This is a genomic window from Streptomyces afghaniensis, assembly GCF_044327915.1.
GTDB lineage: Bacteria > Actinomycetota > Actinomycetes > Streptomycetales > Streptomycetaceae > Streptomyces > Streptomyces afghaniensis.
In genome coordinates this window covers 599,225-619,081 of record NZ_JBIRGJ010000003.1, presented here as the reverse complement: position 1 = coordinate 619,081, position 19,857 = coordinate 599,225, and the positions used below count along the sequence as shown (strand labels likewise).

Genomic DNA, 19,857 nt, shown 5'->3' with positions numbered 1-19,857 from the left:
TCAGGAGGCACCCGATGGCGCGACAGGAGCGCGCGATCCGCACCCGGCGGACCATCCTTGAAGCGGCCGCGGCCGTCTTCGACGAACGCGGCTACACCTCGGCGACCATCGGGGAGATCCTGGACCGGGCGGGCGTCACCAAGGGCGCGCTGTACTTCCACTTCGGTTCCAAGGAGGAGCTGGCGGTGGGGGTGTTCGAGGAGCAGCTCGCGATCACGCTCCCGCCGCAGTCCAGCAAGCTCCAGGAACTCGTCGACTCCGGGCTGGTGCTGGCCCGCCGGCTGCGGTCCGAACCGCTGGTTCGCGCCAGTGTGGGGCTCGCCCTCGACCAGGGCGCCATGGACCTCGACCGCACCCCGGCGTTCCGGATGTGGATCGACCAGAACGTGGAGATGCTGGCCGAGGCGAAGACGCAGGGCGAACTGCTGCCGCATGTCGACGTGGCGGAGACGGCGGAGCTGCTGGTCGGCAGCTTCTCGGGGGTGCAGCTGCTGTCCCAGCTGCGCTGCCAGCGCCAGGATCTGGAGCGCCGCATCGTCGTGATGTTCGAACACTTCCTGCCGGGCATCGCCGTCCCCGCGGTGCTGGCCCAGCTCGACATCTCCGCGGAGCGGGCCGAGCGGGTGCTGGCCCAGGGACAGGTGGAGGTGCCCGTGCAGGGGCCGGTGAAGGTGCAGGTACAGGAGGGGGCTGTGCCGACGCAGGTCTCGACGGGGGCCTAGGAGACGGAGACCTGGGAGACGGGGGCCTGGGAGGCGGGGGCCTGGGTGTCGGGGTCCTGGGAGGCGGTCTGGTCCGCACGGGTTGTCCACAGCTGTGGAGTTGTCCACAGGGTCTGACGCGTTTCGGCCGTCGGCTGTACGGTCGGCACGAGTTGATGTTCGTGCGCGTACGGGGGAGGCGGTCGGTGTGACCAGGGACGGTGCTGGGGCCGAGGGCGGGGCGGCGCACGGGGTGGCCCGTCGGCTGCCCCGGGTGCGCGGTTTCGCCGAGTGGCCCGTCGAGGGCTCGCCCAAGGACGAGGGCAAGGCCCTGCGCGAGCGGGTCCCGCGCAGCGCGCATGCCACGCTCGATCCTGACGGGCCCCGGCCCGACGTGGTGAGCGCGGTCGAGGAGTCGGGCCGCGGCCGGCTCCCCGAGCTGACGCCGATCCGGGTGGGCCGCATGGCCGCCACCCCGTTCGCGTTCCTGCGCGGCGCCGCGGGCCTCATGGCCCACGACCTGGCGCGCACCCCCATGACCCGGATCCGGGCCCAGATCTGCGGCGACGCCCACGCGGCCAACTTCGGCCTGTACGGCGACGCGCGCGGCGGCCTGGTCATCGATCTGAACGACTTCGACGAGACGGTGCCCGGCCCCTGGGAGTGGGACGTGAAGCGCCTCGCGGCGTCCCTGGTGCTCGCGGGCCGGGAGGCCGGAGCGGACGAGGACCGGTGCCGCAAGGCGGCCCGTGACGCGGTGGGTGCCTACCGCCGCACCATGCGGCTGCTGGCGAGGCTCCCGGTGCTGGACGCGTGGAACGCCATCGCGGACGAGGAGCTCGTCTCCCACACGGACGCCCATGACCTGCTCGGCACCCTGGAGCGGGTCTCCGAGAAGGCCCGCCAGAACACCAGCGGCCGCTTCGCCGCCAAGTCGACGGAGGCCACGGAGGACGGCGGGCGCCGTTTCGTCGACGCCCCGCCGGTGCTGCGGCGCGTCCCGGACGAGGAGGCGGCGGCGGTGGCGGCGTCCCTGGAGGAGTACGTCGGCACGCTGCCGGAGGACCGTCTGCCGCTCCTGGCCCGGCACGCGGTGCACGACGTGGCGTTCCGTGTCGTCGGCACCGGCAGTGTCGGCACCCGGTCCTACGTGGTGCTGCTCCTGGACCACCGGGGCGAGCCGCTGGTGCTCCAGGTGAAGGAGGCCCGGGCGTCGGCGCTGGTGCCGCATCTGGTGACGGCAGGTTTCGACGTGCCGGCGGCCGGCCACGAGGGACGGCGGGTCGTGCTGGGGCAGAAGCGGATGCAGGTCGTGAGCGACATCCTGCTGGGCTGGACGACGGTCGACGGGCGCCCCTTCCAGGTCCGCCAGTTCCGCAACCGCAAGGGCAGTGTCGATCCGGCCGCCCTGGCCGCCGACCAGATAGACGACTACGGCCGGATGACCGGCGCCCTCCTGGCCCGCGCCCACGCCCACAGCGCCGACCCCCGCCTCATCGCCGGCTACTGCGGCAAGAGCGAGGAGCTGGACGAGGCGATGGCCGCGTTCGCCGTCGCCTGTGCGGACCGTACGGAGGCGGACCACGCGGACCTGGTGGCGGCGGTACGGGCGGGAAAGGTCGCAGCGGAGATGGGGGTGTGACCGCCGAGGACCCTCGGTCGGGTGACGGTCCGCGGCGCGGGAGCGGTCGGGCCGTGGCCTACGCTGGTCGGGTGACGACCCCGGAAGCTGAGCAGGGTGGTGGCGGCGCCGGTGAGGAACGGGTGACGCCCGAAGGTGACGCGGCGCGTGCCGAGGGCGGCGCGGCTCGCCCCGAGGACGGCGCGGCGCGGACCGCAGGAGAGGCGGCGCGGCCCGAGGCGCGGCTGGAGCGGGCCGTGCGGGCCGCCGAGCAGGCGCTGATCGAGTACGAGATCGCGGTGGAGACCTTCCGCGTCGAGGTCGAGAACTTCTCCCGGCTGCACGAACAGAAGCTCGGTCCGCTGTACGCCCGGCTGGAGGAGCTGGACGCCCGGATCCTCGAGGCCAGGGCCGCCCGCAGCGGCGACGCGGAGGACCGGCGCCGTGCGGAGGAGGCAAGGGCCCGGCTCGCGCCGATCCCCGGCGTCGAGGAGCTGCTGCACGGCTGGATGGACGACAGCGGCCTGTTCCCGGAGGCCGTGGCGATGCTCACGGACCAGGCGGTCCGGCCCCCGCAGCGGGTCCGCCCCAGCGAGGAGGCCCGCAAGCTCTACCGCGAGCTGGCCCGCAAGGCCCACCCGGACCTGGCGCAGGAGGAGAAGGAGCGCGAGCGGCGCGAGGAGTTCATCACCCGGGTGAACGCCGCCTACGCCCGGGGCGACGAGGCGGAGCTGCGCGAGCTCGCCCAGGAGTGGGCCAAGGGGCCCGAGCTGAAGCGGGTCCCGAGCCGCGCCGAGGAGCTCTACGCCCGCCTCGAATGGCTCGCCCAGCGCAAGGAGCTGCTCGCCCTGCTCGCCAAGGAGCTGGAGGAGAGCGCCATAGGCCACATGCTCCAGCTGGCCCCGGACGACCCGGACGGCCTCCTGGACGAGATCGGGCAGCAGCTGGTCACCCAGGTCACCGAGCGGGAGCGGGAGCTGGCCGCGCTGCTCGCCGACGGCTGAGCCGCGTTCCGGTCGGGCCGGGCGCCGGTTCGGGTAGCGTCGGAGGCATGAGTTTCGGAGCTGGTGTGCCCACGGTCGAGGTCGCGGACCTCAAGGACGGCGACTTCCTGCTGGACGTCCGGGAGGACGACGAGTGGAAGGCCGGTCACGCCGAAGGGGCGCTGCACATCCCCATCAGCGACTTCGTCGCCCGCTACGGCGAGCTGACCGAGGCCGCCCCGCAGGACGGCCGGGTCCATGTGATCTGCCGCTCCGGCGGGCGTTCCGCCCAGGTCACGATGTACCTGGCCCAGCAGGGCATCGACGCCGTGAACGTCGACGGCGGCATGCAGGTGTGGGAGGCGGCGGGCCGTCCCGTCGTGACGGACGACGGGCAGCCCGGGTTCGTCCTGTAGCACCCGCTTCGTCCTGGAGTGCCCGGTCGCCGGTGGGTTCAGGCCAGCGGGTGGGCCGCCAGCAGGTCGCCCAAGGCCTCCTCGTGTGCCGCCGCCGGGCCGAGCGACAGCTCCAGGTGCTTGGCCCAGGCGTGGTACCGGTGCAGGGGGTAGTCGACGTCGGCGCCGAACCCGCCGTGCAGATGCTGCGCGCTCTGCACGACCCGGCGTACGCCCTCCGCCGCCCAGATCTTGGCGACGGCGACGTCACCGGCGGCGGGCAGCGCGCCCGGGGCGCCAGAGGAGATCCGCCACGCGGCCTGCCACAGCGTGGCCTCCATCGCGCGCAGGTCGATGTAGCGGTCGGCGGCCTGCACGGCGACCGCTTGGAAGGTGGCGATCGGGAAGCCGAACTGCTCCCGCTCGCTCGTGTACTGCCCGGTCATCCGCAGCACGCGCTCCCCGAGCCCGAGCGCCAGCGCACACGTCCCGGTGGCCAGCAGGTCCCGCAGCCACTCCCACGCCCCGTCGGCGTCGATCACGTCCCGGGCGGCGAGCCGCGCAGACTCCAGCCGCAGCTCGCCGAGCCGCTCACCGCTCGTGGAGAACTGTTCGGCGAGGACGGCCCCGTCCTGGTCACGGGGCACCAGGGCGAGCACGGTCCGGCCCGTTTCCGTGTGGGCGGGGACGACCGTGACGTCCGCGTCGTACGCCCACGGCACCGCCGTCTGCACTCCGTCCAGCACCCACACCTCACCGTCCTGCCGTGCGGTGACGGCGAGCTCCGCCGGGTCGTGGCCGGTGCGGCCGTGCGCGGCGACGGTCAGCACGAGCTCGCCCCGGCCCGCCCGGGCCGGCAGGGCGGCCTTCGCCTCCTCGCTGCCGTAGGTCTGGACGGCGGCGGCTGCCGCGCTGTTCTCCAGCAGCGGCACCCTGGCCAGCACGCGCGCCGACTCCCGCAGCACCAGGCACAGCGCGATCGCGTCCAGGCCGGACCCGCCGTAGCGCGCGTCCAGCAGCAGGCTCAGCAGGTCGGCCTCGGCGAGGCGGGCCCACAGGCCGCGGTCGAAGGTGTCGGCGACGGCGCCCGGGGTGAGGGCCGGGCTGGGCACGGCGTCCGGCGCGACCCCGGCGAACACGCCCTTCGCCGCCTCGGCCGCCGCCTGCTGCTCCTCGGTGAAGGTGAAGTCCACGGTGCCTGTCCTTCCGGCCGGTCCCGTTGAGCTGACGTGAGCTGACGGGGCGCAAGGTAGAACAAGTTCTAGAAGAAGGGAATGGGTGTGCGGGCGGGCGTCGTAGGGTGTCACCCCTCTGGGCGACCTGGCCGGGCGCCCTGTGGATAACCTGCGTGGGTCACCTGTGGGCCAGGGGATCGCCGCTCCTCGGGCGGCACGAGCGCCGTACGGTCGGCTTCAGATCGACTTCCGGGTCGGCGTCGGACCGGCTTCCGTGGTGTGGTGACGGCCACGGCCGGAACCGGCCGAAGAGGCTGTGCCCGGGTGGGCGGCCTGAGTACGGTGCCCGTGCCGACGTCGCGCAGCGGTGCGCGGGCGGTGCGACGCCCTCGCGACCGGGCGGACGACAACGACGGACCGGGATCGTGGAACGGGGCTGAATGGACGCGTACGACGGAGGCTCGAACGCCCGGCACGGGCCGGACGGGCCGGAGGGGCCGGCCGCGCCGGGTGTCCCTGCCGAGTCGGGCGCGCCCACCCCGTCCGTCGGGCTTGCCGAACCGCACCCGCCCGCCCGGCCGGACCCGCCCGCCGGACCCCGCGCCGGTATCGCCGCGCTCTCCCTGCGCTACCAGATCGGTGTCGCGCTGGCGCTCGCGGTCGTCGCGGTCGGGGTCTGTGTGCACCTCGGGATGACGTTCCTGCACGTCGCGCCCCCGAACACCGTCACCAGGGAGCACGGCAGGGCCGTGGACGACTGGATCTATCCGGAGTTCGAGCAGAACTGGAAGCTCTTCGCGCCGAACCCGCTCCAGCAGAACATCTCGATACAGGTCCGTGCCGAGGTCCGGGACGGGGAAGGCGGGAAGCTGACCACCGGCTGGTACGACCTGTCCGCCGAGGACGGCCGGGCCATCGACGGCAACCTGCTGCCCAGCCACACCCAGCAGAACGAGCTGCGCCGCGCCTGGGACTTCTTCCTCGCGACGCACGACGGCGAGAACCGCCCGGTGGGCCTGCGCGGCTCGCTTTCCGAGTCGTATCTGCGCCGGATCGTGGTGCTGCGCCTCGACCGCGACGACGCCGTGCGGGCCACCACCGGGGGCGCCGGCGTGATCGAGCGGGTCCAGGTCCGCTCCCGCACCAGCAACGTGCCACCGCCGAAGTGGAGCCGGGAGAAGGTCTCCACGACGCCGGCCTACCGCGAACTGCCGTGGTGGCCGGTGCCGGCGGACGAGGCCGGGGGTGGCGTGCGGTGAACCGCTTCTCCCTGGCCGTCTCGCGCGGTATCGCCCGGGTCACCGAGGCCGCCCTCGGCCCGTACCAGACGGCCGTGATCCGCATCGGCTTCAGCGCGACCTGGCTGCTCTTCCTGCTGCGCGAGTTCCCCCACCGCCACGAGCTCTACGGCCCCGACGGGCCCTGGAGCTGGGGTCTCGCCGAGCAGCTGATCGGGACCAACAAGGCCTTCACCGCTCTCATGTGGTCGGACGGCGGGATCTGGTTCGAGAGCGTCTACCTGCTCGCGATCCTCGCCAGCGCCCTGCTGATGCTGGGCTGGCGCACCCGCACCATGTCGGTGCTGTTCATGGTCGGCGTGCTGTCGCTGCAGAACCGCAGCGTCTTCATGGGCGACGGCGGCGACAACGTGCTGCACCTGATGTCGATCTACCTGGTGTTCACGCGCTGTGCCCAGGTGTGGTCGCTGGACGCCCGGCGGGCCGTGCGCGCCGGGGCGGCACAAGCGCGGGGCGAGCGGGTCACGGACCGGACCGGCCCGGCCCTGTGGGGCGTGCTCGGGCTCGTGCTGATCGGGGCGACCCTGGCCGGCCGGCTGGAGGGCGACCGGCTGATACCGGCACTGCTGTGGACCGTGTGGACGGCGCAGGCCCTGTGGTGGCTGACGGGGCGTCGCGCGAAGCCCGGTGAGCCGCGAATCATGCTCGATGTCGTGGCCAACATCGTGCACAACGGCGCCCTGCTCGTGATCATGGCCGAGGCGTGCCTGATCTACGCGACGGCCGGCTGGTACAAGATCCAGGGCTCCCGCTGGCAGGACGGCACCGCCGTCTACTACCCGCTCCACCTGGAGTACTTCTCGCCCTGGCCCGGGCTCGCCGACCTGCTGTCCGCCAGCGGCACGATGGTGATGCTCGTGACCTACGGGACGGTCCTCGTGCAGGTCGCCTTCCCGTTCACGCTGTTCAACCGGCGGGTGAAGAACGTCCTGCTGGCGCTCATGATCACCGAGCACGCCGTGATCGCGGTCGTCCTCGGACTGCCGTTCTTCTCGCTGGCGATGATCGCTGCCGACGCGGTGTTCCTGCCGACGGCCTTCCTGCGCCGCCTGGGCGGCCGGGCGGCACGCGCCCGTGACCGGCTGCTGCGGCGCGGCGGGCCCTCGCAGGCCCCCGACCAGCACACCCACGAGCGCCCCGAGGCCACGCACGTAGGCTTCGGGACATGACCGACCCCGTCACCGTCTGGCGCCGGCTCGCCGGCAGCACCGTCCTGCTCGACGGCTTCCACGCCCTCAAGCACGCCGTGCGGTTCGGTGCCGAGGTGCCGGTCGCCGTCACCGCCGACCGGGCGGCCACGCTCGCCCTCGCCGACGAGCTGGCCCCGGACGTACGGGACGCGCTGGCCGGGCTGCTGACGGAGGTGCCGCACCAGACGTACGCGTCGTTCGTCCCGCGCCCGCACCCCACCGCCGTGGCTGCCCTCGCCGTACGGCCGTCCCGCGCCTCCCACCTCGAAAAGCTGGCGGCCACGCCCCGCACGGCCCCCGTCGTGGTCCTCGACAACCCGCGCAACCTGGGCAACGCGGGGGCGGTGATCCGCCTGGCCGCCGGCTTCGGGGCGACGGGCGTGGTGACGACGGGGACGGTCGATCCCTGGCATCCCACGGTCGTACGCGGCGGAGCCGGGCTGCACTTCGCGACGGCGGTGGAGCGGCTGGAGGTGTCCGACCTGCCGCCCGGCCCGCTGTTCGCACTCGACCCGGCGGGCGACGACATCCGGGGCGTCAAGCTCCCGGACGACGCCGTCCTCGCCTTCGGATCGGAACGCACCGGCCTGTCGCCGGAACTGCGCGGCCGTGCCGACCACCTGCTGTCCCTGCCTATGCGTCCCCAGGTCAGCAGCTACAACCTGGCGACCAGCGTGGCCATGACCCTGTACCACTGGAGCTGTGGAGCGGCTTAGGCCTCCCGCCGCACCTCGACCACCCTGAACCGGTTGGCGACGAACGCCCCGTCGCACAGCGCCGCACTCGCCGCCGGGTTGCCCCCCGACCCGTGGAAGTCGGAGAACGCGGCCGTCTGGTTGACGTACACGCCACCCGTGAGGTTCAGCGACAGCTGCGCCGCCTCCTCCAGGCACACCTCGCGCACGTCCTGCTCGACCTCCGGGTCGGTCGTGTACGCCCCGACGGTCATCGCACCCTTCTCACGCACGGTCCGCCGCAGCAGCTCCGCCGCGTCCGCCGCCGAGTCGACCGCCACGGCGAAGGAGACCGGTCCGAAGCACTCGCTCATGTACGCGGCCTCCGCGTCCGGCTTGGCCCCGTCCAGCTTCACGATCACCGGCGTACGGACGACCGCACCGGGGAAGTCCGGGTTGGTGATCTCCCGCGAGGCCAGGGCGACTTCGCCGAGCCCCGCCGCGGCCTCCAGCCGGGCCTTCACGTCCGGGTTGACGATCGCGCCCAGCAGCGCGTTGGCCCGGGCGTCGTCGCCCAGCAGGCCGTCCACCGCCCTGGCGAGATCCGCGACGACCTCGTCGTACGACTTGGGGCCCTGGTCCGTGGCGATGCCCTCCCGGGGGACGAGCAGGTTCTGCGGGGTGGTGCACATCTGGCCGCTGTAGAGGGACAGCGAGAACGCCAGGTTGGAGAGCATGCCCTTGTAGTCGGACGTGGAGTGGACGACGACCGTGTTGACGCCGGCCTTCTCCGTGTAGACCTGGGCCTGGCGGGCGTTGGCCTCCAGCCAGTCGCCGAACGTGGTCGAGCCCGTGTAGTCGATGATCCGGATCTCCGGACGCGTCGCCAGGGTCTTGGCGATGCCCTCGCCGGGGCGCTCCGCGGCCAGCGCCACCAGGTTCGGGTCGAAGCCGGTCTCCGCGAGCACCTCGCGCGCGACCTGCACCGTGAGCGCGAGGGGCAGCACCGCGCGCGGGTGGGGTTTGACCAGGACCGCGTTGCCGGTGGCGAGGGAGGCGAACAGGCCCGGGTAGCCGTTCCACGTCGGGAAGGTGTTGCAGCCGATCACCAGGCCGATGCCGCGCGGGACGGGCGTGAACTGCTTGGTCATGGCCAGCGGGTCGCGCTTGCCCTGGGGCTTGGTCCACTCGGCGTTGTCGGGCGTGCGCACCTGCTCCACGTAGGCGTAGGCCACCGCCTCCAGGCCGCGGTCCTGCGCGTGCGGCCCGCCGGCCTGGAACGCCATCATGAAGGCCTGGCCGGAGGTGTGCATGACCGCGTGCGCGAACTCGTGCGTCCGGTCGCTGATGCGCTTGAGGATCTCCAGGCAGACCACCGCACGCTGCTCGGCGCCCGCGTCCCGCCAGGCCCGCTGCCCGGCCTTCATGGCGGGCAGCAGCACGTCGAGGTCCGCGTGCGGGTACGTCACGCCCAGGTCGATGCCGTAGGGGGACGTCTCGCCGCCCACCCAGTCGTCCGTGCCCGGCTGGCCGAGGTCGAGGCGGCTGCCGAGCAGGGCGTCGAAGGCGGCCTTGCCCGCGGCCGCGTCCAGGCTGCCGTTCTCCCCGTAGGCCTTGGGGTGCTCGGGGTGGGGGGACCAGTACGCGCGCGTGCGGATCGCTTCCAGCGCCTGGTCGAGGGTGGACCGGTGCCGGGCGATCAGCTCGTGCGCCGAGAGTGCGGCGGTCATGGGTGACCAACTCCTCGTCTCAAGAACTCCTCGTCGAGTTCATGACCTGGGCAGAAACCTGGGCAGGAACACTCGGACAGAGCTAGAGTAACCGAACGATCGGTCGGTTCAAGGGGGTCCGCCGCATCTGTGGAAAACCCCGTGCGGGAGGATCGCGCACATGACAGCACTCGACCTCAGCAGCCCCGTGGCCGTCGTCGGCACTGGCACCATGGGCCAGGGAATCGCCCAGGTCGCGCTGGTCGCGGGCCATCCCGTACGGCTGTACGACACCATCCCCGGGCGCGCACGGGAAGCGGCCGACGCGATCGGTGCCCGACTGGACCGGCTCGTCGAGAAGGACCGGCTCACCGGCGCCGACCGGGACGCCGCCCGCACCCGGCTGCTGCCCGCCGAGGACCTCTCCGAGCTGGCGGACTGCGCCCTGGTCGTCGAGGCGGTCCTGGAGCGGCTGGACGTCAAACAGGACCTGTTCCGCGGGCTGGAGGGCATCGTCGCCGACGACTGCCTGCTCGCCACCAACACCTCGTCCCTGTCCGTCACCGCCATCGGCGGCGCCCTGCGCATCCCCGGCCGCTTCGTCGGCCTGCACTTCTTCAACCCCGCACCGCTGCTGCCGCTGGTCGAGGTCGTCTCCGGGTTCGCCACCGACGTCACGTACGCCACGCGCGCGTACGAGACCGCCCGCGCCTGGGGCAAGACGCCGGTCGCCTGCGCCGACACGCCCGGTTTCATCGTCAACCGCATCGCCCGGCCCTTCTACGCCGAGGCCTTCGCTGTCTACGAGGCGCAGGGCGCCGACCCGGCCACCATCGACGCCGTGCTGCGCGAGTCGGGCGGCTTCAGGATGGGCGCGTTCGAGCTGACCGACCTGATCGGCCAGGACGTCAACGAGTCCGTCACGCGGTCGGTCTGGGAGTCCTTCTTCCAGGACGTGCGCTTCACGCCGTCCCTCGCCCAGCGCCGCCTGGTCGAGTCCGGCCGGCTGGGCCGCAAGACCGGCCACGGCTGGTACGACCACCGCGACGGCGCCGAGCGCCCCGAGCCGGACACCGCGGAGCGGCGGCAGCCGCCCGCGTACGTCGTCGCCGAGGGCGACCTGGGCCCGGCCGGTGACCTGCTCGCGCTGATCCGCGAGGCGGGCATCCCGGTCCGCGACGAGGACGAGGACAACGGCACCCGCATGGTGCTGCCGAGCGGCGGCCAGCTCGCCCTCGCCGACGGCCAGACCTCCGTGGAGTTCCGGGACGTCGTCTACTTCGACCTCGCCCTGGACTACCGCAAGGCCACCCGGATCGCCCTGTCCGCCTCCCAGGACACCTCCCCGCAGACCCTCGCCGAGGCCATCGGCCTGTTCCAGGCGCTCGGCAAGAAGGTCAGCGTCATCGGCGACGTCCCCGGCATGATCGTCGCCCGTACGGTCGCGCGGATCATCGACCTGGCGCACGACGCGGTCGCCAAGGGCGTGGCCACCGAGGAGGACATCGACACCGCGATGCGTCTCGGTGTCAACTACCCCCTGGGTCCCTTCGAGTGGAGCCGCCGGCTCGGCCGCTACTGGGCCTACGCGCTCCTGGACGACCTGCACCTGCGCGACCCCTCGGGGCGCTACACGCCGTCCCTCGCGCTGTACCGCCACGCCCACGCCTCCGACAAGCGGGAGGGCAACGCCTCATGACCACCGCCAAGCGCGACACGTACACCCCGGACACTCTGCTGTCCGTCGCCGTCCGGGTGTTCAACGAGCGCGGCTACGACGGCACCTCCATGGAGCACCTCTCCAAGGCGGCCGGCATCTCCAAGTCGTCGATCTACCACCACGTCACCGGTAAGGAAGAGCTGCTGCGCCGTGCCGTGAGCCGGGCTCTGGACGGCCTCTTCGGGATCCTCGGCGAGGAGCACGCGCGCGTGGGGAACGCCGCCGAGCGTCTGGAGTACGTCGTCCGGCGCATGGTCGAGGTGCTCATAGCCGAACTGCCCTACGTGACTCTGCTGCTGCGCGTGCGCGGCAACACGGACACCGAGCGGTGGGCCCTGGAGCGCCGCCGCGACTTCGACCACCGGGTGGCCGACCTGCTCAAGGCCGCCGCCGCGGACGGGGACGTGCGCGGCGACATAGAGGTGCGGCTGGTGACCCGGCTGGTCTTCGGCATGATCAACTCGATCGTCGAGTGGTACAAGCCGGGCGGGCGGGGCATGAGCGAGCGCGAGGTGGCCGACGCGGTGGTGCAGCTGGCGTTCGGCGGACTGCGCAAGAGCGCCTGAGCTCAGCTCTGGGGCTCCAGGTCCTCCTCCTCGAACACCAGCAGCGTGCGCGTGCTGAGCACCTGCGGGATCGCCTGGAGCCGGGTCAGCACCAGCTCGCGCAGCGCCCGGTTGTCGGACACGTGCACCAGCAGCAGTACGTCGAAATCCCCGCCCACCAGGGCGATGTGCGAGGCGCCGGGCAGCTGTCTGAGCTCCTCGCGCACCGTGCGCCAGGAGTTCTGCACGATCTTCAGGGTGATGTAGGCGGATGTCCCCTGGCCTGCCCGTTCATGGTTGACGCGGGCGCCGAAGCCGCGGATGACACCGTCCTCGACGAGCCGGTTGATGCGGGCATAGGCGTTGGCGCGCGAGACGTGGACCCGCTCGGCGACCGACCGTATCGAGGCGCGGCCGTCCGCCTGGAGCATGCGCAGGATGTCCTGGTCGATGGCGTCCAGCGGACGCGCCGGCGGCAGCAGGCCGCTGTCCTCCTGGCTTTCGGCCATTTGTTCAGATGCCACCTGCGCCCGCCTCCCTGCAGTGGACGTACTGCGTCCATCACAGGCTGTGGAGAACCGTTTGTCCACAGCCTGAGGCCACCCGTAGCCAAATTGTGCCGACGACCGAACAATCGGTAGGTGAGGCGCATCACAGCCGACGCGCCTGCACGAAGCCGCTCCCACGAGGAGGTGCCGTCATGACGGTCATGGAGCAGCGGGGCGCGTACCGGCCGACCCCGCCGCCCGCCTGGCAGCCGCGCATGGACCCCGCGCCGCTGCTGCCCGACGCCGAGCCGTACCGCGTCCTCGGCACCGAGGCGGCCGCGAAGGCCGACCCGGAGCTGCTGCGGACGCTGTACGCGCAGCTCGTCAAGGGCCGCCGCTACAACGCGCAGGCCACCGCGCTCACCAAGCAGGGCCGCCTCGCCGTCTACCCCTCCACCACCGGCCAGGAGGCCTGCGAGATCGCCGCCGCGCTCGTGCTGGAGGAGCAGGACTGGCTCTTCCCCAGCTACCGCGACACGCTCGCCGTCGTGGCCCGCGGTGTGGACCCAGTCGAGGCGCTCACGCTGCTGCGCGGCGACTGGCACACCGGCTACGACCCCTACGAGCACCGGGTCGCCCCCCTGTGCACCCCGCTCGCCACCCAGCTGCCGCACGCCGTGGGCCTCGCGCACGCCGCCCGCCTCAAGGGCGACGACGTGGTCGCGCTGGCCATGGTCGGCGACGGCGGCACCAGCGAGGGCGACTTCCACGAGGCGCTGAACTTCGCCGCCGTCTGGCAGGCCCCGGTGGTCTTCCTGGTGCAGAACAACGGCTTCGCGATCTCCGTCCCGCTCGCCAAGCAGACCGCGGCCCCCTCGCTGGCCCACAAGGCCGTCGGCTACGGCATGCCCGGCCGCCTGGTCGACGGCAACGACGCCGCCGCCGTGCACGAGGTGCTGAGCGACGCCGTACGGCACGCGCGCGCGGGCGGCGGACCCACCCTCGTCGAGGCGATCACCTACCGCGTCGACGCCCACACCAACGCCGACGACGCGACCCGCTACCGCGGCGACGCCGAGGTCGAGACCTGGCGCGAGCACGACCCGATCCAGCTGCTGGAGCGGGAGCTGACCGGGCGCGGCCTGCTCGACGAGGCCGGAAAGCAGGCCGCACGGGACGCCGCCGAGGCGATGGCCGCCGACCTGCGCGCGCACATGAACCAGGACCCGGCGCTCGACCCCATGGACCTGTTCGCCCACGTCTACGCCGAGCCCACCCCCCAACTGCGCGAACAGCAGGACCAGCTGCGGGCCGAGCTGGAGGCCGAGAGCGAGTCGGAGGGGACGCACCGATGACCACCGTCGCCGTCAAGCCGTCCACCATGGCGCAGGCCCTCACGCGCGCGCTGCGCGACGCCATGGCCGCCGACCCCGCCGTGCACGTCATGGGCGAGGACGTCGGCACCCTCGGCGGCGTCTTCCGCGTCACCGACGGACTCGCCAAGGAGTTCGGCGAGGACCGCTGCACGGACACCCCGCTCGCGGAGGCGGGGATCCTGGGCACGGCGGTGGGCATGGCCATGTACGGCCTGCGCCCGGTCGTGGAGATGCAGTTCGACGCGTTCGCCTACCCGGCGTTCGAGCAGCTCATCTCGCACGTGTCCCGCATGCGCAACCGCACCCGCGGCAGGATGCCGCTCCCGATCACCATCCGCGTCCCCTACGGCGGCGGCATCGGCGGCGTCGAGCACCACAGCGACTCCTCCGAGGCGTACTACATGGCGACTCCGGGGCTCCATGTCGTCACGCCGGCCACCGTCGCCGACGCCTACGGTCTGCTGCGCGCCGCGATCGCCTCCGACGACCCGGTCGTCTTCCTGGAGCCCAAGCGGCTGTACTGGTCGAAGGACTCCTGGAACCCGGAGGAGCCCACGCCCGTTGAACCGATCGGCCGCGCGGTGGTGCGGCGCTCGGGCCGGAGCGCCACGCTCATCACGTACGGGCCGTCCCTGCCCGTCTGCATGGAGGCGGCGGAGGCGGCCCGGGCCGAGGGCTGGGACCTCGAAGTCGTCGACCTGCGCTCCCTGGTGCCGTTCGACGACGAGACGGTGTGCGCCTCGGTGCGGCGGACGGGACGCGCGGTCGTCGTCCACGAGTCGGGCTCCTTCGGCGGCCCGGGCGGGGAGATCGCGGCCAGGGTCACGGAGCGCTGCTTCCACCACCTGGAGGCGCCGGTGCTGCGCGTGGCCGGGTTCGACGTCCCGTATCCGCCGCCGATGCTGGAGCGTCACCACCTGCCCGGAGTGGACCGGATCCTGGACGCCGTGGGGCGTCTGCAGTGGGAGGCCGAGAGCTGATGGCACAGGTGCTCGAGTTCAAGCTGCCCGACCTGGGCGAAGGGCTCACCGAGGCGGAGATCGTGCGCTGGCTGGTCGAGGTCGGCGACGTCGTCGCGATCGACCAGCCGGTCGTCGAGGTCGAGACGGCCAAGGCGATGGTCGAGGTGCCCTGCCCCTACGGCGGTGTGGTCACGGCCCGCTTCGGCGAGGAGGGCACGGAACTGCCCGTCGGAGCGCCGCTGATCACGGTCGCGGTGGGGGAGCGGCCGGCATCCGGGGAAGGGGACGCCGCCGGTGCCGAGGGTTCCGGGAACGTCCTGGTCGGATACGGCACGTCCGAGGCGCCCGCGCGGCGGCGCAGGGTGCTGCGGGAGAGGCCGGTGTCCGGCGCGTCCGCGGCCGGCTCCCGGGCCGTGACCGGGCAGGGCCCCCCGGCGGCGGTGAACGGGCAGGCGGGTGCCCCCGAGACCGAGGACGGTCCCGTCCCCGTGATCTCGCCCCTGGTCCGCAGGCTGGCCCGGCAGAACGGCCTTGACCTGCGGGAGCTGACCGGGTCCGGCCCCGACGGGCTGATCCTGCGGGCGGACGTGGAGTACGCGCTGCGTGCCGCTGCCCGAGCGGGTGCGGCGGCGCAGCCGCACGCCCCCGTGCCGCAGGCGACGGGCACGGCGACCGCACCGCAGCCCTCCGCACCGCAGCCCACCGCACCGCAGCCCTTCGCACCGCAGCCCACCGTGACAGCGGCCCACGGCGAGATCCGCACCCCGCTCAAGGGCATCCGGGGCGCCGTCGCCGACAAGCTGGCCCGCAGCCGCCGCGAGATCCCGGACGCGACCTGCTGGGTGGACGCCGACGCCACGGAGCTCATGCGGGCGCGCACGGCCATGAACGCGGCCGGCGGTCCCAAGATCTCCCTCCTGGCCCTGCTGGCCCGGATCTGCACGGCGGCCCTCGCCCGCTTCCCCGAGCTCAACTCCACGGTGGACGCGGAGGCCAGGGAGGTCGTCCGGTTCGACCATGTGCACCTGGGCTTCGCCGCGCAGACCGACCGGGGCCTCGTCGTCCCGGTCGTCCGGGACGCGCACGCGCGCGACGCCGAGTCGCTGACCGCGGAGTTCGCCCGGCTGACCGAGGCGGGCCGGACCGGGACGCTGACGCCCGCGGAACTCACCGGCGGGACCTTCACGTTGAACAACTACGGGGTCTTCGGCGTCGACGGCTCCACACCGATCATCAACCACCCCGAGGCGGCCATGCTCGGTGTCGGCCGCATCATCCCCAAGCCGTGGGTGCACGAGGGCGAGCTGGCGGTGCGGCAGGTCGTACAGCTGTCGCTCACCTTCGACCACCGGGTGTGCGACGGCGGCACGGCGGGAGGCTTCCTGCGCTACGTGGCGGACTGCGTGGAACAGCCGGCGGTGCTGCTGCGGACGCTGTGATTCCTGTTCCGCCGGCGAGCTGGTGCCCCTGATCTTGTCGGTTCCCCCGCGTTCCTTGTGATCGCGGGGGCACGCATACTCGGGGTGTGACCGCCTCTCAGCCCCCCGGTGAATCCGGCGCCGGCACCGGCCCCGCGCGCGGGCCGGCCCCCGCCGCGTACGACGCCGTCGTGCTCGCCGGGGGTGCCGCCCGGCGCCTCGGCGGCGCGGACAAACCCGGTGTGCGCGTGGGCGGCCGGGCCCTGCTCGACCGTGTGCTCGCCGCGTGCGCGGGAGCCCACGGCACCGTCGTCGTCGCCGCGCCCCGGCCGACGGCCCGGCCCGTGACCTGGGCCCAGGAAGACCCGCCCGGCGGCGGACCGCTCGCCGCGCTCGCCGCCGGGCTCCGGCACACCACGGCGGAACACGTCGTGGCGCTCTCCGCCGATCTGCCGTTCCTTGAGGAGCACACGGTCGACCGGCTCCTCAGCACCCTCCGGGCGGGCACCGCCGACGGCGCCCTGCTGACCGACCCCGAGGGCCGTGACCAGCCACTCGTGGCCGCGTACGACGCGTCCCGGCTGCGCGAGGTGCTCGCGCTGCTCACCGACCGGCACGACGGTCTCGCCGGTCTGCCGCTGCGGCGGCTGATCGCCGAGCTGGACCTCACCCGCATCTCCGACCCCGTCGCGTCCTTCGACTGCGACACCTGGGACGACATCGCCACCGCAAGGGCTCGTATCAGGGAGCATGGGCACGTGTTGGATGAATGGATTTCCGCAGTCAAGGACGACCTGGGGATCGACCTCGACGTCGACACCCGCCTTCTGCTCGACCTCGCCCGCGACGCCGCCCACGGTGTGGACCGGCCGGCAGCGCCGCTGACCACCTTCCTCGTCGGCTACGCGGCCGCCTGGGCGGGCGGCGGCCCCGAGGCGGTCGCCGAGGCCGCCCGCAAGGCCGCGGCCCTCGCCGCCCGCTGGGCGGAGGAGAGCGCCTCCGAGGCCCAGCCCTCCGGCACCCGCCCCGGGGCCACTCCCCCGGGCGGTGACGTCGCCCCCGACGCGACGCCCGACACCCGCCCGGACGCGGGATGACCCCGCACGGCACACGCGCCGGTGAGGACGCCGAGGACCTCGACGTGGAGGAGGTGCTCGCCCTCGTGAACAACAGCAACGACCTGCCCGGCCCCGCCGAACGGGGTGAGACGGACAGCCGCCGCGCCTCCGGCCGGCCGGACACCTCTCCCCGGCCCGGCACCCGCCACCACGCCACCCCCTGGCCGGAGGCCCGGGCCATCGCCGAACGCGCCGCCCGGAACACCGCCCGGGCCGCCCGCCGCAGGCCCGTCTCCGTGCCTCTCGAAGCCGCCCTCGGCCTCACCCTGGCAACCCCCCTGGACGCCCTCACCGACCTCCCCTCCTTCGACACCTCCGCGATGGACGGCTGGGCGGTCGCCGGACCCGCCCCCTGGGACGTACGCGACGACGGCGTCCTGGCCGGGCACTCCGATCACGAGCCCCTGACCGACGGCGAGGCCGTCCGGATCGCCACCGGCGCCCGCATCCCCCCGGACACGACCGCCGTTCTGCGCAGCGAGCACGGCCGCACCGACGACAAGGGCCGCCTCCACGCGACCAGGGACGTCGTCCCCGGCCAGGACATCCGCCCGCGCGGCCAGGAATGCCGCAGCGGCGACCAGTTGCTCCCCGTCGGCACGCTCGTCACCCCGGCCGTACTCGGGCTCGCCGCAGCCGCCGGGTACGACACCGTCGCCGCCGTTCCCCGGCCTCGTGCCGAAGTCCTCGTCCTCGGCGACGAGTTGCTCACCGAGGGACGGCCGCACGACGGTCTGATCCGGGACGCGCTCGGCCCCATGCTGCCGCCGTGGCTGCGGGCGCTCGGCGCCGAGGTCACCGCCGTACGGCGTATCCGTGATGACGCCGACGCGCTGCACCGGGCGATCACCACGTCCGACGCCGATGTCGTCGTCACCACCGGTGGCACCGCCGCCGGCCCGGTCGACCACGTCCACCCCACGCTGGGCCGCATCGGTGCCGAACTCCTCGTGGACGGCGTCAAGGTGCGCCCCGGCCACCCCATGCTGCTGGCGCGCATCACGGAGACCCAGCACCTCGTCGGCCTGCCGGGCAACCCGCTCGCCGCCGTCTCCGGGCTGCTGACGCTCGCCGAGCCGTTGCTGCGGACCCTCGCGGCCCGCCCGGCCCCGGAGCCGTACACGCTGCCGCTCAGGGACGCCGTGCACGGGCACCCGCACGACACCCGGCTCGTCCCCGTCGTCCTGCGGGGCGACCAGGCCGTGCCGCTGCACTACAACGGACCGGCCATGCTGCGCGGCATCGCGGCGGCCGACGCGCTGGCCGTCGTCACCCCGGGCGGTGCCCGTGCGGAGCAGGAGGCGGAACTGCTCGACCTGCCCTGGGCGTCCGGAGGAATCGGGGTGTGTTTCACGTGAAACTTCCGGGCCAGGACGCGATTGCCCGCCAAGCGGACGAGCACCTGGTGACCCATCGGGTGAAACTCCCGAAGAAAGTGGTGGAGCACCCGATCGGCCAGGTCGCCAAGCGGCTCTCCATGGCACTGGTGGTCCTCGTCGTGACCGCGCTGATCGTCTACGCCGACCGCGACGGCTACAACGACAACGCGGGCGGGGGCATGACTCTCCTCGACGCGTTCTACTACGCGACCGTCACCCTCTCCACCACCGGCTACGGCGACATCACCCCCGCCAGTGACACCGCCAGGCTCACGAACATCCTCGTCGTCACGCCGCTGCGCGTGCTGTTCCTGATCATCCTGGTCGGCACCACCCTCGAAGCCCTCACCGAACGCACCCGGGAGGAGTGGCGACTGACCCGCTGGAGGTCCACCTTGCGCGATCACACCGTCGTCATCGGATTTGGCACGAAAGGCAGGTCGGCGATCCGGACCGTCTGTGCGACCGGCCTGAAGAAGGAGCAGGTCGTCGTGGTCGACCCCAGCTCCAAGGTGATCGACGCCGCGACCGCCGAGGGCTACGCGGGCATCGTCGGGGACGCGACGCGCAGCGAGGTGCTGAAGTGGGCCGAGGTGCACAAGGCGCGCCAGATCATCATCGCGACGCAGCGCGACGACACGGCGGTCCTGGTGGCGCTGACGGCCCGGCAGCTCAACCGCGGGGCGAACATCGTGGCCGCCGTGCGGGAGGAGGAGAACGCGCCGCTGCTCAAGCAGTCCGGCGCCGACGCGGTCATCACCAGTGCCAGCGCCGCCGGCCGGCTGCTGGGCCTCTCGGTGCTCAGCCCCTCCGCGGGCATGGTGATGGAGGACCTCATCCAGCAGGGCAGCGGCCTCGACATCGTCGAACGGCCGGTGGTCAAGGCTGAGGTGGGCAAGACCCCGCGGGAGATCACCGACCTGGTGGTGAGCGTCATACGCGGTCACCGGGTGCTCGGCTACGACGATCCGGCTGTCGGGACGCTCGAGCTGACCGACCGGCTCATCACGATCGTGCGGGCGACGCCCGGCTCACAGATAGCGCCCGACGTCCGGCCGCTGCCGCCGATGCCCCGCAACTGACCGGCAGGACGACAGACCGGCCG

19 protein-coding genes are annotated in these 19,857 nt (G+C 73.1%); 15 read left to right on the top strand and 4 right to left on the bottom strand.

All coding sequences use genetic code 11. From position 1 onward, the window contains the following. Positions 1-14: 14 nt before the first annotated feature. Complete coding sequence (locus tag ACH4G3_RS13175) at positions 15-722, top strand: ScbR family autoregulator-binding transcription factor (protein WP_397624542.1); 708 nt, start codon at positions 15-17, stop codon at positions 720-722. Here the strand turns inward: ACH4G3_RS13175 and ACH4G3_RS13170 are convergent. Then, positions 719-871 carry a hypothetical protein gene (locus ACH4G3_RS13170; protein ID WP_397624541.1) on the bottom strand — a complete coding sequence of 51 codons (153 nt, stop codon included), beginning with the start codon at positions 869-871 and terminating at the stop codon, positions 719-721. The genes ACH4G3_RS13175 and ACH4G3_RS13170 overlap by 4 nt on opposite strands. A gap of 38 nt (positions 872-909) precedes the next feature. Between ACH4G3_RS13170 and ACH4G3_RS13165 the strand changes: the two genes are divergently transcribed. The 3 genes from ACH4G3_RS13165 (at position 910) to ACH4G3_RS13155 (ending at position 3,721) form a co-directional block, all read left to right on the top strand. Continuing rightward, on the top strand, positions 910-2,343 hold the full coding sequence (locus ACH4G3_RS13165; RefSeq protein ID WP_397624540.1) for a DUF2252 domain-containing protein: 1,434 nt from the start codon (positions 910-912) through the stop codon (positions 2,341-2,343). 71 nt (positions 2,344-2,414) lie between these two features. After that, on the top strand, positions 2,415-3,326 hold the full coding sequence (locus ACH4G3_RS13160; RefSeq protein WP_397624539.1) for a hypothetical protein: 912 nt from the start codon (positions 2,415-2,417) through the stop codon (positions 3,324-3,326). Between the two features lie 65 nt (positions 3,327-3,391). Further along, positions 3,392-3,721 carry a rhodanese-like domain-containing protein gene (locus ACH4G3_RS13155; protein WP_020273126.1) on the top strand — a complete coding sequence of 110 codons (330 nt, stop codon included), beginning with the start codon at positions 3,392-3,394 and terminating at the stop codon, positions 3,719-3,721. A gap of 38 nt (positions 3,722-3,759) precedes the next feature. On the opposite strand, the gene ACH4G3_RS13150 is transcribed toward ACH4G3_RS13155, so the two are convergent. After that, a complete protein-coding gene (locus ACH4G3_RS13150) occupies positions 3,760-4,893 on the bottom strand; it encodes an acyl-CoA dehydrogenase family protein (protein ID WP_397624538.1) in 1,134 nt (377 codons plus the stop codon). 422 nt (positions 4,894-5,315) lie between these two features. Here ACH4G3_RS13150 and ACH4G3_RS13145 point away from each other — a divergent pair, with 422 nt between their 5' ends. Genes ACH4G3_RS13145 through ACH4G3_RS13135 form a run of 3 tightly spaced genes read left to right on the top strand, consistent with a single transcriptional unit; the run spans position 5,316 to position 8,079 of the window. Continuing rightward, positions 5,316-6,134 carry a DUF5819 family protein gene (locus tag ACH4G3_RS13145; RefSeq protein WP_397624537.1) on the top strand — a complete coding sequence of 273 codons (819 nt, stop codon included), beginning with the start codon at positions 5,316-5,318 and terminating at the stop codon, positions 6,132-6,134. After that, complete coding sequence (locus ACH4G3_RS13140) at positions 6,131-7,342, top strand: HTTM domain-containing protein (RefSeq protein WP_397624536.1); 1,212 nt, start codon at positions 6,131-6,133, stop codon at positions 7,340-7,342. The genes ACH4G3_RS13145 and ACH4G3_RS13140 overlap by 4 nt, the downstream gene beginning before the upstream one ends. After that, positions 7,339-8,079, top strand: coding sequence for a TrmH family RNA methyltransferase (locus tag ACH4G3_RS13135; protein ID WP_397624535.1), 741 nt, complete (start codon positions 7,339-7,341; stop codon positions 8,077-8,079). The genes ACH4G3_RS13140 and ACH4G3_RS13135 overlap by 4 nt, the downstream gene beginning before the upstream one ends. Here the strand turns inward: ACH4G3_RS13135 and paaN are convergent. After that, positions 8,076-9,767: a phenylacetic acid degradation protein PaaN gene (gene paaN, locus ACH4G3_RS13130; RefSeq protein ID WP_397624534.1), complete on the bottom strand. Its 1,692-nt coding sequence runs from the start codon at positions 9,765-9,767 to the stop codon at positions 8,076-8,078. The genes ACH4G3_RS13135 and paaN overlap by 4 nt on opposite strands. 160 nt (positions 9,768-9,927) lie before the next feature. Here paaN and ACH4G3_RS13125 point away from each other — a divergent pair, with 160 nt between their 5' ends. Together ACH4G3_RS13125 and ACH4G3_RS13120 are read left to right on the top strand one after the other, a co-directional pair. Further along, the gene (locus tag ACH4G3_RS13125) at positions 9,928-11,445 is read left to right on the top strand and encodes a 3-hydroxyacyl-CoA dehydrogenase (protein ID WP_397624533.1); all 1,518 of its coding nucleotides are present in this window, start codon (positions 9,928-9,930) and stop codon (positions 11,443-11,445) included. Continuing rightward, positions 11,442-12,032 (top strand): TetR/AcrR family transcriptional regulator, encoded by a 591-nt coding sequence (locus ACH4G3_RS13120; protein ID WP_397624532.1) that lies wholly within the window; start codon positions 11,442-11,444, stop codon positions 12,030-12,032. The genes ACH4G3_RS13125 and ACH4G3_RS13120 overlap by 4 nt, the downstream gene beginning before the upstream one ends. A 2-nt stretch (positions 12,033-12,034) precedes the next feature. Here the strand turns inward: ACH4G3_RS13120 and ACH4G3_RS13115 are convergent, their stop codons facing one another. Beyond that, entirely contained in the window at positions 12,035-12,520 is a 486-nt protein-coding gene (locus tag ACH4G3_RS13115; RefSeq protein ID WP_397624531.1) for an Lrp/AsnC family transcriptional regulator, read from the bottom strand. Between the two features lie 191 nt (positions 12,521-12,711). On the opposite strand from ACH4G3_RS13115, the gene pdhA reads away from it, so the two are divergent. The 6 genes from pdhA to ACH4G3_RS13085 all read left to right on the top strand — a co-directional run bounded on the left by pdhA (position 12,712) and on the right by ACH4G3_RS13085 (position 19,834). Beyond that, positions 12,712-13,854, top strand: a complete 1,143-nt coding sequence (gene pdhA, locus ACH4G3_RS13110) for a pyruvate dehydrogenase (acetyl-transferring) E1 component subunit alpha (protein WP_397624530.1) — start codon at positions 12,712-12,714, stop codon at positions 13,852-13,854. Further along, on the top strand, positions 13,851-14,855 hold the full coding sequence (locus tag ACH4G3_RS13105; protein WP_397624529.1) for an alpha-ketoacid dehydrogenase subunit beta: 1,005 nt from the start codon (positions 13,851-13,853) through the stop codon (positions 14,853-14,855). The genes pdhA and ACH4G3_RS13105 overlap by 4 nt, the downstream gene beginning before the upstream one ends. Then, positions 14,855-16,276: a dihydrolipoamide acetyltransferase family protein gene (locus tag ACH4G3_RS13100; protein WP_397624528.1), complete on the top strand. Its 1,422-nt coding sequence runs from the start codon at positions 14,855-14,857 to the stop codon at positions 16,274-16,276. The genes ACH4G3_RS13105 and ACH4G3_RS13100 overlap by 1 nt, the downstream gene beginning before the upstream one ends. 86 nt (positions 16,277-16,362) lie before the next feature. Continuing rightward, positions 16,363-17,352 carry an NTP transferase domain-containing protein gene (locus ACH4G3_RS13095; RefSeq protein WP_397624527.1) on the top strand — a complete coding sequence of 330 codons (990 nt, stop codon included), beginning with the start codon at positions 16,363-16,365 and terminating at the stop codon, positions 17,350-17,352. After that, a complete protein-coding gene (locus ACH4G3_RS13090) occupies positions 17,349-18,731 on the top strand; it encodes a molybdopterin molybdotransferase MoeA (RefSeq protein ID WP_397624526.1) in 1,383 nt (460 codons plus the stop codon). Before ACH4G3_RS13095 ends, ACH4G3_RS13090 begins: the two co-directional genes overlap by 4 nt. After that, positions 18,728-19,834 (top strand): potassium channel family protein, encoded by a 1,107-nt coding sequence (locus tag ACH4G3_RS13085; protein WP_397624525.1) that lies wholly within the window; start codon positions 18,728-18,730, stop codon positions 19,832-19,834. Before ACH4G3_RS13090 ends, ACH4G3_RS13085 begins: the two co-directional genes overlap by 4 nt. Positions 19,835-19,857: the final 23 nt, after the last annotated feature.